The sequence below is a fragment of the Frigoribacterium sp. MEB024 genome, from assembly GCF_000878135.1.
Lineage (GTDB): Bacteria > Actinomycetota > Actinomycetes > Actinomycetales > Microbacteriaceae > Frigoribacterium.
Genome location: NZ_JXQZ01000087.1, coordinates 1 through 9,918 on the forward strand (window position 1 = coordinate 1; position 9,918 = coordinate 9,918).

The following is a 9,918-nucleotide window of genomic DNA, read 5'->3' on the forward strand; positions in this document are numbered from 1 at the left end:
CGGACAGCACCCCCGCCATGCCCGACGGCAGCAGCACCCCCGGCACCCCCGACGGCAGCAGCACCCCCGGCACCCCCGAGAGGACCACCCCGTGACCACCGAACTCACCGTGCTCGTGGTCGACGACGACTTCTACGTCGCCGACCTGCACCGCCGTCAGGTCGAGCAGCTGCCCGGCCTGCGGGCGCTGCCCGCCGTCGGCACGATCGCCGAGGTGCGCCGCGTCCTCGCCGAGCAGCACGTCGACCTGCTGCTGCTCGACGTCCACCTGCCCGACGGCAGCGGGCTCGACCTGCTGCGCGAGGTCGACGTCGACGCGTTCGTGCTCAGCGCCGCGTCGGACGCCGCGACCGTGCGGCGGGCCCTGCGGCGCGGGGCGCTGGGCTACCTGATCAAACCGTTCGCGTCGGGCACGCTGATCGACCGGTTGCACGCCTACCAGCGGTACCGCAACGTGCTCGACGAACGGACGGCCGTCGACCAGGAGGCGCTCGAACGGGCCCTGCGCATCCTCCATTCCGGCGACGCGGCGAAGGCGGCCTCGCCGTCGCGGTCGGCGACCGAGCAGGCGGTGCTCGAGCAGTTCGCCGCCGAGGCGGACGCGGGCGCCGCGGAGGCCGGGGCCGGGGTCGGGCCGCTCGAACTGTCGGCGGCCGACGTCGCCGCCCGGGTCGGGGTCTCGCGGGCCACGGCGCAGCGGTACCTCGCGGCGCTCGCCGCTGATGGTCTCGTCACGATGAAGCTCAGCTACGGCACCACCGGCCGCCCCGAGCACCGCTACTCGCGCCCCTGACCCGGGCCGCGCCTCCGCGCCGCCGCCCTGCCGCCGCATCGCACCGCCGACTGAACGTCGCACCGCCCAGATCGGCGGTGCGACGTTCAGCCGATGGTGCGATGCACCCCCCCCGCTCGTCGGGGCGGGCCACCGAGGAGGCGCGGGCCGGCTCAGTCCGCCGGTGCGGTCTCGACGACCGGCCCGTTCACCTGCACGTCGATCAGGCGGTTGTCGGAGCTGTCGGGCCCTCCCCGGAGGGTCACGGTGTAGGACTCGTCCGCACCCTCACCGGGTCCGGTCACGATCCGCCGTGAGCCGCTCGGGGTGGTGTCGTCCTCGAAGACGGTGAAGCCGTCGGCGACGAGGGCGTCGACCAGCGCTGCCGTCGTCGCGTCTCGTGAGGCACCCGGAACGAGCACGACGGACTGCGCGACGGTCCACTGTCGGATGCTGCTGTCCGGGTCGTCCGGTGTGCCGGCGACGCCGGCGTCGCCGTCCTCGAACACCTCGACGCTCTCGACGACGGCCGGGTCGACGAGCGCGACCACCCGGTCGACGAGGTCGTCGGCACGTCGGCCGGTTTCTTCGATGGAGGTGGCCGACCTGACAGTGGGCGTCTCGTCGACCGTCGGTCCGACCACGCCGAGGAGGACATAGTTCTGCCCGGTCGACGCGCCGTTGTCCCCGGCCTGCACGGTCAGCTCGAAGCCGTCGTAGCGGTCCTCGCTCGAGGTCAACGTGACCCAGCGGCCTCCCGCGTTCGACGTCTCACGGTCGAGACCCACCGTCCAGCCGTCCGCGACGCGGGCATCGATCACGGACTCGGCGACGTCGAGCTGGGGTGCGTCCGGCACGAGGTTCACGTACCGCAGCACCCGCCACTCCTGGATGCTGCCGTCGGCGTCGTCCGCCGATCCGCCGATCGCCGCCGCGCCGTCCTCCTGGGCCTCGACGCTCGCCACGAGCGTCGGGTCGACCTGGGCCTGGAGGCCGTCGATCAGTTCCGTGGCGACCGTGCCGGTCTCTTCGATGGACAGTCCGTCGTCCGCATCGTGAGGCCCGGTCGTGCCAGTGCTGCATGCCGTGAGGAGCGCGAGGCCCAACACGACGACGCAGAGCGCGCGGCGGTCACCCATGGAGGAACGTCACGTCGCTGCGTCACCATCGGTCTCGACGGTCGGGCCCGTCACGGCGAGCGACAGGACGGCGGGTGTCGAGCCGTCGTCGCCGGCCTGCAGGCGGATCTGGTACCCCTCGTCGGCGTCCCGGGTCAGTTCCACCCACCGGCCTCCTGCGCCGGTGGTCTCACCGTCGTAGACGACCTTCCAACCCGACGAGCCCAACTCGTCCACCGCGTGGTCGGCGAGCTGCAACTGGTTCGCCGGCTCCCGCAGCGAGATGGTGCGTTGTACGTGCCACTCGACGACACTCGAATCGGCATCGACGTCGCCACCGAGCAACGATCCCGCGCTGTCGTCGACGACCTCGACCGACGTGACCTGGTCGCCGGGGATGAGCGCCTGGACGGCGTCAGCGATCTCGTTGGCCTTGATCTGCGTCTGGTCGATGGTCACGGTGTCCTCCTGGGACGAGCGGGTAGGGGAGGCATCAGGCGCAGGCGAGCCCGACGTGCAGGCCGTGACGAAGGCGAGCAGGACGACGCCCGTCAGTGCGCCGGCAGTGTGGAGGGACCTCATCCTCCCTGCCCCGTCTCGACAGCGATCGTCCGGCGTCGGTAATCGTCCTGCATGATCGGGAGGTCGTCGACCCCGACGTCCCACTTGTGGCTCTCACCCTCGGGGTCCTCGACGAAGGGTTCGACGTCACCACCGGTGAGGACGCCCATGACCTGCCGGAAGGCGGACGACTTGGTCGACCACCAGTTGAAGTGTCCTCGCATCGGTCCGCTCGCCTGTCCGGCGGAGGCATCGTTGAAGCCCGTCTCGAGCCGGGTCACTCCTGGTGTGTCGACCGGACTGCCGCCGTGGCCGATGCCGGTTCCGGGCAGTTCGAGCCCCTGGGAGCCACCGACGATCGGATCGAACGGAGCGAGCATGGCGTAATGGGGCACATCGGCGGTCTCGGGGTACTGATCGAGGTCGCGGATGCCGTGTCCGAGACCGGCGCTGGACACGTGGAGCACCCGGTCGACATCCATCCCCTCTTTCTCGGCCATGCCGACGACCGCCCCGCCGTAGCTGTATCCCACGGCCGTCAGCGTCGTGGACTCCTGGTGGTCGACCGCATTGACGAGTCGGGAGAGTCGCGGGGCCAGGTCTTCGCTGGCTCCGGAGTTCGCGGCCTCTGCGCCCTGAGGGAAATGGCCGCCTTGCCAGGCCAACATCCCGAGTGACCCCGGAGGCATCGCTGCGTTCGCCATCGTCGTCGCTTTGTCGATGCTGCCCTCGGCATTGGAGAGAAGACTTCCCGTTCCCGGGACGTAGACGCCGACGTTCCGGGTCGAGGCCGGTATGCCGCCGTCCGGGCCGAGCCCCCCGACGTAGACGGCGATGGCCTCCCGAGACGGGTCGAACACGATCACGTGCGCCCCCGACGTCTTCGTCGTCGTGCCGTCCGGTGCGACGACGGTGCTCTGCTCCTCGAGGAGTCCGTCGTAGAGACGGAGTTCAGCGGCCCACGCGTCTGCCTGGGCTCGTCGTTCGTCGGAAGGGTGCTCCGGGACGCCGTCGATGAGCCGTCGCAGGCGCTCGCTCTCGGACCGCAGTCCGTTGTGGTTCGCCTCGACGCGGCGGTTCCACGGCACCCCGTCCAGGTTGCCGACGAGGAGGTAGGCGCTCGACACCATCAGCGCCTGCGTGGCGGGGTCGACGCCGTTCCACCAGGCCTCGGTGGCCTCGGCCGACGGCGGCTCGTCGATGAGCTGGTGCATGCGGTCCTCGTTGTCGGCGACCCAGGCGTCGAGCTCGTCGCGGTCCATCGCCGCGAGCCTCTCGAGCGTCGTCATCGCCGCGGCGTCGACATCGGCGTCGAAGGTGGTCAACACCGTCTGCCAGGCGCCCGGGCGAGCGATCGCTGCCGCCTGGGCATCGTCCACCGCGGTCAGCCCGCTGCCCGTGCCTCCGGACACGGCCCCGATCGCGCCGGCGCAGTCGCGTTCGGCGTCGAGGATCGCCGACGTGATGCCCGACGCCGCCCGGCGCAGGGACTGGTCGCGGGCCACGAACTCGGGGTTCGACGTCCACGACTCGGACCCGTTGCCGTCCTCGCCGTGCCAGGTCGCGACCTCGATGCCGAACTCGCCGACGTCGGTGTACAGCCGGTCGCGCAGCACCTTGAGCGGTGCGAGTGCCTCGGCGTAGGCGGAGAGGGCGTCGGCGATCTGCTCGATCGACGTCGCCAGGTCGTCTCCCGCGACGCGCACCGGGGCGACCGCCCCGAACAGCACGCCCTGCTCGGGTGCCTCGTAGACGCCGCCGAGACCCTGCCAGTGCGCCTCGACGTCGGCACCCGCCGACCGCAACGGCTCGGCGGTCGCCCGCAGGGACGTCGCCGCCGACTCGACGGCCGCGGGGTCGTCCGCCATCGGCTCGACGTCGGCCGTCGTGATGTAGCTCATCGGACCCTCCAGATGCCGTGATCGACGCCCGCAGGAGGCGCGCTCCGGTTCCACGCGTCGACCGCCGAGGCGCGGGCGGTCGCGTTCGCCGCCATCTCCTCGTCACCGTCGAGGTAGGCGGTCGTGGCATCGCTCGCCCCACCGACCGCGCGGCGGACGGTCGCGGCCATCCGGTCGGCGACGTCCTCGCGTTCGTCCATGGCGGATCGCAGCGCCGCCGAGACGGTCGGTGCGGCCACGGTGGCCACGGCGGACGCCGAGGCGGCGTCGAACGCCGCCCCCGCCGCGGTCAGGGCTTCCCCGTCGGTCGCGACCGAGGCGAGAACCGCCCGTACCCCGTCGATCTGGATGCTCCACGACGTCATCGTCATCCCCCCTGGATGCTCTGTTGTCCGCCCGCTGCCCCGAGCGCTGCTCGTCCATCCTGTCACGGAGCCCCGGCCGACGACACCGGCGGAGGGGCGTCAGCCCACGAACCACCAGAGCGACGCGATCTCGGCGGGCTGCTGCTGGAGGCCGATCCACAAGCCGACCGGCCACAGGAGCAGGGGCAGCACGACCCCGACCGCGATCACCGCGACCACGAGGGCGAGGAACACGAGTCCGACCGCGGCACCGACCGACCGGCGGCCCAGGGCGGCCTCCGCGGCCGCCTCGTCGTCGTCCACGACGATCTTCTCGTCCGGGTCGGGAGCGTGCTCGTCCCCGAGGCCCAACAGCCGTCGGCCGTCCTCGTCCATGCGCGCGCCTCCGTCCCCGGTCCTTGGCGCGACGCTAGCAGCAGGGGGCGCCCGCCCCCAGTACGGGGCAGCCACCTGTGCACCGCTTACGTCGCCCTGCGGCCCGCCGATAGAGCGCCGTGAGCACGGATCGCTCGCACACCCGGCCACGGATCGGCCCCTTGCGCTCCATCGACCCCACCGGGACAGGCATGCCACTCGAATCCGTGACGCAAGCGGCGCTGCAGAGCGCCCTCGACGGTCTCTCGCTGCGTCAGAAGACGATCGCCGCGAACATCGCGAACGTCAACACGCCGAACTACACCGCCAAGCGGGTGCAGTTCGAGGAGGCGCTGGGCCGGTCGGTCGCGTCCGGCAGCGGAGCGGTCCAGGCGTCCACGTCTCGCAGCCTCGAGCCCACGCGCCTCGACGGCAACAACGTCAACCTCGACACCGAGACCCTGTCGAACGTCGACACCGTGCTGCGGTACCAGTTCGCCACGCAGGCCATGAACTCCGAGCTGACGGCCGTGCGCGCCGCGTTCCGGACGAACTGATGACCGCCTTCGACGCGATCGGCATCGCGAGCACCGGCCTGACCGTGCACCGCAAGTGGCTCGACGCCGTCTCGGACAACATCGCCAACGTCAACACCGTGAAGTCGATGGACGACACCGCCTTCCAGGCCCGCTACGTCGAGGTGCAGGAGGGTGCCGGCACCTCGGGCGTCTTCGTCAAGGCCGACCGCTACGGCAGCGAAGCCGGCCGCGTCACCTACCTCCCCGACCACCCGCTCGCCGACGCCGAGGGATACGTGCGCATGCCCGACATCGACCTCGGCGCCCAGATGGGCGACCTGATCATGGCGCAGCGTGGCTACCAGGCCAACGCCGCCGTGGTCGACCGTGCCAAGACGGCCTACGAGGCCGCACTCCAGATCGGACGTGGCTGATGCCCATCGCAGGAATCCAGGCCCTCGGGGCCGTGCAACAGAGCGGCTACGCCGACGTGAGCTCGCTCATGGGGGCCGGCGGCGCGTCCGACGTGACGGGCACGACCGGCGCGACCGGCGCCTCCTCGGTCTCGGGTGCGACCTTCGGCGCGACCATGACCGGTGCCGTCGAGGGCCTGCAGCAGCTGCAGTCCGAGTCGAAGACCCTCGCGGTCAAGGCCGTCACGGGCGACCTGACCGACATCCACGACGCGACCATCGCCGCGACGCGTGCCCAGGTCACGCTCGAGCTGGTTAGCGCCGTCCGCAACAAGGGCGTCGACGCCTTCAACGAGATCATGAGGATGCAGGCCTGATGCCGAACGCCGTCAAGGGCCAGCTCGCCAAGCTCGGTGCCGCCCTCCAGAGCTTCACGGTCGCGCAGCGCACGATCGCCGTCATCCTGGTCGCCGCTCTCGTGCTCGGCGTCGTCGCGCTCGTCAGCTGGCTGGGCAAGCCCACCTACACGCCGCTGTTCAGCGGCATCGACCCGACCGACGCGAGTGCCATCGTCGAACTGCTGCAGACCGACGGCGTGCCGTACGAGCTGACCGCGGGCGGCGGCACGATCCTCGTGCCCGAGAACGTCGTCTACGACGAGCGCCTCAAGGCCGCCGCCGCGGGCCTGCCCGCCGCGAGCTCGGGCGGCGGCTACTCGCTGCTCGACACCATGGGCGTCACCTCGTCCGAGTTCCAGCAGAACGTCACCTACAAGCGCGCCATCGAGGGCGAGCTCGCCAACACGATCAAGGCGATGGACGGCGTCAAGAACGCCAGCGTCCAGCTCGCGATCCCCGAGGAGTCGGTGTTCGTCGCCGAGCAGCGCGACCCGACCGCCTCGGTGTTCGTCGAGACCCAGGCCGGCGCGACGCTGGACTCGAAGCAGGTGCAGGCCATCGTCAACCTCACCAGCGCCTCCGTCGACGGCATGAAGGCGACCGACGTCGCCGTCACCGACGCCTCGGGCACGGTGCTGTCGGCCGTCGGCAGCGGAGCGGTCGGAGGCGCGGGCGGCGACGCGAGCGACTACGAGTCCAAGGTCCAGGCCTCGGTGCAGGCCATGCTCGACAAGATGGTCGGCCCCGGCAACTCGTCCGTCGTGGTGGCCGCCGACCTCGACCAGAGCTCGGGCACCAAGGTGACCGAGTCGTTCTCGCAGCCGACGTCGGGGCCGATCGCCCTCAACGAGTCGGGCACCACCGAGCAGTACGGCTCGGGGGCGGACGGTGCGAACGGCACCGGCGCGACCGGCGTGCTCGGCCCCGACAACATCGCCGTGCCGAACGGCACCGCCGCCGACGGGACCACCACCGCGGGCACCGGAGCCGACGGCGGCTACACCAACGAGTCGACCACGAAGAACAACGCCGTCGACAAGGTCACCGAGAGCCTCAACGTGCCGGCCGGCGAGGTCAGCCGCCAGACCGTCTCGGTCGCGCTGAACTCGGCCGCGGCCAACGGGGTCAACATGCAGAGCGTGCGGGACCTCGTCGGCGCCGCCGCCGGCATCGACGCCGCCCGTGGCGACACCGTCCAGGTCGCGCAGGTCGACTTCGACACCTCGGCCGCGGACGCCGCCGCCGAGGCGCTCAAGGCCGCCGACGCGGCGAGTGCGAGCGAGGCCATGTGGGGCACCATCCGCACGGTCGGCATCGTCGCGGCCGTCGCGATCGCCGCCATCGTGGGGCTGATCGTCTTCGCCCGTCGCAGCCGCCGCCAGGACCGCGAGGACGTCGACCTCGGTGAGCTCGCCCCGCAGAACGGTGCCCAGACCTGGGACGCCACGATGCCGTTGTCGCTCGACGACGCCGTCGCCACCTCGCGGCTGACGCTGCCCGGCATGGGCGAGGCGAAGACCGAGCTGCTCGAGGTCGACGCCCCGACGCCGTCGCCCGAGTTCGTCTCGGCCGAGCGCCGCCGGGCCGAGATCGACGCGATGGCCGAGCGCGACCCGGGCAAGACCGCCGAGCTGCTGCGCGGCCTGATGGACGACCGGCAGCCCGCATGAGCCTCGTCCCCACCGCCTTCGGTGCCCCGGCGGCCCCCGGCGTCGGCAAGCCGTTGACCGGACCCCAGAAGGTCGCGGTCATCCTGATGCAGATGGACCAGGCCCGTGCGGCCGCGGTCATGAAGGAGTTCAGCGAGGTCGAGGCCGAGGAGATCGCGGCCGAGATCGTGCGCCTGCGTCGCGTCGACCCGTCCCTCGCCGAGGCCACCGTGGCCGAGTTCCACGACCTCAGCGTCAGCGGCCGCTACCAGCGCCGTGGCGGGCACGACGTCGCGGTCGGTCTGCTCGAGGCGTCGTTCGGCTCGGAACGTGCCGCCGGCGTCATGGAGCGCATGGCGTCGAACATGGCCGGCAAGTCGTTCGAGTTCCTCGACGAGGCCGAGGCCGGTCAGGTGGTGACGCTGCTCGACGGCGAACTGCCGCAGACCATCGCCCTGGTGCTCGCCCACCTGCGACCGCAGCAGGCCTCCGCCGTGATGTCGGGTCTCGACGTCGAGTTGCGCGCCGACGTCGCCCAGGCCATCGCGACGATGGGCACGGCCACCCCCGAGTCCGTGGGCATCGTCGCCGCCACCCTCAAGGTGCGGGCCGGTGCGGTCGTCGCCCCGCGCGAGCAGGTCGAGGTCGTCGGGGGCATCCAGCCGCTGATCGAGATCCTCAACCGCAGCGACGTGGCCACCGAGAAGGCGCTGCTCGAGGGCCTCGACGAACGCGACCCCGAGCTGGCCGAAGAGGTCCGCTCGCGCATGCTCACCTTCGAGGACATCGTCAAGCTCGAGTCGCGCGACATCCAGCAGGTGCTGCGGGGCATCGACGCGGCGATCCTCGCCACGGCGATGAAGGGCGCACCGACCGCGGTGACCGAGGTCATCCGCGGCAACGTCTCCGAGCGCAACCGCGAGCTGCTGGACGACGAGCTGCAGTCGATGGGGCCGGTCCGCAAGTCGCAGATCGAGGAGGCGCGGGCGTCGGTCGTGCGCGCCATCCGCGAACTCGAGGCGATGGGCGCGATCACCATGCACCGCTCCGACGACGACGCCCTCGTCGAGTAGCCCGGCCCCCCTTCGGGGCAAGGGCTAACGCCGTCCCGGCCGAGGCCGAGAGTCGCCGGTGAGCACGGATCGCTCACCCACCCCAGGCCACGGATCGGCCGTCACCCCCAACGCCGAACGGCTCGTGATGCTCGATTCCGTGATGACCCCCGAGGGCGCCGCCCCGGCCTTCGCGCGCGTCAGCTACCCGTCCGTCACGCTGCCCGGGTCCGACGCCGCCGCCACCCGACGGTCGCACGACGCCCGGGCCGAGGCCCGCGGTCACGCCGCCGGGTACGCCGCCGGCCTCCGCGCGGCCGAGCTCGAACTCGCCGCCCGCCGGGCCGTGCTCGAGGCCGAGCACTCCGACCTGCTGCACCGCCTCCAGGCTGCGACCGTCTCGGCCGTCGAGGCCCTCGCCGCGTCGGCCCGCGCGCTCGACGCCCGCGTCGCGCCCGTCCTGGACGACGCCGAGGAGGCGCTGGTCGCGACCGCCTTCGAGCTCGCCGAGGCGGTCCTCGGCTACGAACTGCGCGCCTCCGAGTCCGTCGACGACGGCTCGCACGGGGCCGATGCCACCGCCACGCCCGACGCCACCGCCCCGGCCGAGGCCACCGTCCCATCCGACGCCGACCCGCGCATCGGTCGCACGGCCCGTGCGGCCGTCGCCCGTGCCCTGGCCGTGACCGACCCCGGCGACGTCGTGACCGTCCGTCTGCACCCCGCCGACCTCGCGCAACTCGACGCCGCGACCCGCGACTCCGTGGCCGCCGACCTCGCCTTCGTCGCCGACGCGAGCCTGGCCCGCGGCGACGAC

At 72.1% G+C, this 9,918-nt stretch carries 12 protein-coding genes; 7 read left to right on the forward strand and 5 right to left on the reverse strand.

Translation table 11 applies throughout. The features are described 5' to 3' along the window. Nucleotides 1-91: 91 nt before the first annotated feature. A complete protein-coding gene (locus SZ60_RS13740) occupies nucleotides 92-793 on the forward strand; it encodes a response regulator (RefSeq protein ID WP_043596813.1) in 702 nt (233 codons plus the stop codon). Nucleotides 794-945: 152 nt separating this feature from the next. Here the strand turns inward: SZ60_RS13740 and SZ60_RS13745 are convergent, their stop codons facing one another. The 5 genes from SZ60_RS13745 to SZ60_RS13765 all read right to left on the reverse strand — a co-directional run bounded on the left by SZ60_RS13745 (nucleotide 946) and on the right by SZ60_RS13765 (nucleotide 5,092). Beyond that, a complete protein-coding gene (locus SZ60_RS13745; RefSeq protein WP_043596815.1) occupies nucleotides 946-1,911 on the reverse strand; it encodes a hypothetical protein in 966 nt (321 codons plus the stop codon). A 9-nt stretch (nucleotides 1,912-1,920) separates the two neighbouring features. After that, the gene (locus tag SZ60_RS13750; RefSeq protein ID WP_156155615.1) at nucleotides 1,921-2,349 is read right to left on the reverse strand and encodes a hypothetical protein; all 429 of its coding nucleotides are present in this window, start codon (nucleotides 2,347-2,349) and stop codon (nucleotides 1,921-1,923) included. 119 nt (nucleotides 2,350-2,468) lie between these two features. Continuing rightward, nucleotides 2,469-4,352 (reverse strand): hypothetical protein, encoded by a 1,884-nt coding sequence (locus tag SZ60_RS16655; RefSeq protein ID WP_052505417.1) that lies wholly within the window; start codon nucleotides 4,350-4,352, stop codon nucleotides 2,469-2,471. Further along, complete coding sequence (locus tag SZ60_RS13760) at nucleotides 4,349-4,723, reverse strand: DUF6507 family protein (RefSeq protein ID WP_043596817.1); 375 nt, start codon at nucleotides 4,721-4,723, stop codon at nucleotides 4,349-4,351. The genes SZ60_RS16655 and SZ60_RS13760 overlap by 4 nt, the downstream gene beginning before the upstream one ends. Nucleotides 4,724-4,816: 93 nt before the next feature. Further along, on the reverse strand, nucleotides 4,817-5,092 hold the full coding sequence (locus SZ60_RS13765; RefSeq protein ID WP_043596819.1) for a hypothetical protein: 276 nt from the start codon (nucleotides 5,090-5,092) through the stop codon (nucleotides 4,817-4,819). Between the two features lie 191 nt (nucleotides 5,093-5,283). Here SZ60_RS13765 and SZ60_RS13770 point away from each other — a divergent pair, with 191 nt between their 5' ends. From SZ60_RS13770 to SZ60_RS13795, 6 genes are all read left to right on the forward strand, one after another. Beyond that, nucleotides 5,284-5,628, forward strand: a complete 345-nt coding sequence (locus SZ60_RS13770) for a flagellar basal body protein (protein WP_043596821.1) — start codon at nucleotides 5,284-5,286, stop codon at nucleotides 5,626-5,628. Next, nucleotides 5,628-6,023 (forward strand): flagellar basal body rod protein FlgC, encoded by a 396-nt coding sequence (locus SZ60_RS13775; RefSeq protein ID WP_043596823.1) that lies wholly within the window; start codon nucleotides 5,628-5,630, stop codon nucleotides 6,021-6,023. The genes SZ60_RS13770 and SZ60_RS13775 overlap by 1 nt, the downstream gene beginning before the upstream one ends. Further along, nucleotides 6,023-6,379, forward strand: coding sequence for a flagellar hook-basal body complex protein FliE (gene fliE, locus SZ60_RS13780; protein WP_052505418.1), 357 nt, complete (start codon nucleotides 6,023-6,025; stop codon nucleotides 6,377-6,379). The genes SZ60_RS13775 and fliE overlap by 1 nt, the downstream gene beginning before the upstream one ends. After that, nucleotides 6,379-8,070, forward strand: a complete 1,692-nt coding sequence (fliF, locus tag SZ60_RS13785) for a flagellar basal-body MS-ring/collar protein FliF (protein WP_043596824.1) — start codon at nucleotides 6,379-6,381, stop codon at nucleotides 8,068-8,070. The genes fliE and fliF overlap by 1 nt, the downstream gene beginning before the upstream one ends. Next, nucleotides 8,067-9,122, forward strand: coding sequence for a flagellar motor switch protein FliG (gene fliG, locus SZ60_RS13790; protein ID WP_043596826.1), 1,056 nt, complete (start codon nucleotides 8,067-8,069; stop codon nucleotides 9,120-9,122). The genes fliF and fliG overlap by 4 nt, the downstream gene beginning before the upstream one ends. Before the next feature lie 58 nt (nucleotides 9,123-9,180). After that, nucleotides 9,181-9,918 (forward strand): hypothetical protein (locus SZ60_RS13795; RefSeq protein ID WP_156155616.1); only part of this gene is annotated, 738 nt, incomplete at its 3' end.

Excerpts from the sequence above, each read along its gene's own strand:
- fliG (WP_043596826.1), top strand. The coding sequence starts at position 8,067 with ATGAGCCTCGTCCCCACCGCCTTCGGTGCCCCGGCGGCCCCCGGCGTC.
- fliE (WP_052505418.1), top strand. The coding sequence starts at position 6,023 with ATGCCCATCGCAGGAATCCAGGCCCTCGGGGCCGTGCAACAGAGCGGC.
- SZ60_RS13765 (WP_043596819.1), bottom strand. The coding sequence starts at position 5,092 with ATGGACGAGGACGGCCGACGGCTGTTGGGCCTCGGGGACGAGCACGCT.
- SZ60_RS13770 (WP_043596821.1), top strand. The coding sequence starts at position 5,284 with ATGCCACTCGAATCCGTGACGCAAGCGGCGCTGCAGAGCGCCCTCGAC.
- fliF (WP_043596824.1), top strand. The coding sequence starts at position 6,379 with ATGCCGAACGCCGTCAAGGGCCAGCTCGCCAAGCTCGGTGCCGCCCTC.
- SZ60_RS16655 (WP_052505417.1), bottom strand. The coding sequence starts at position 4,352 with ATGAGCTACATCACGACGGCCGACGTCGAGCCGATGGCGGACGACCCC.
- SZ60_RS13745 (WP_043596815.1), bottom strand. The coding sequence starts at position 1,911 with ATGGGTGACCGCCGCGCGCTCTGCGTCGTCGTGTTGGGCCTCGCGCTC.
- SZ60_RS13760 (WP_043596817.1), bottom strand. The coding sequence starts at position 4,723 with ATGACGATGACGTCGTGGAGCATCCAGATCGACGGGGTACGGGCGGTT.
- SZ60_RS13775 (WP_043596823.1), top strand. The coding sequence starts at position 5,628 with ATGACCGCCTTCGACGCGATCGGCATCGCGAGCACCGGCCTGACCGTG.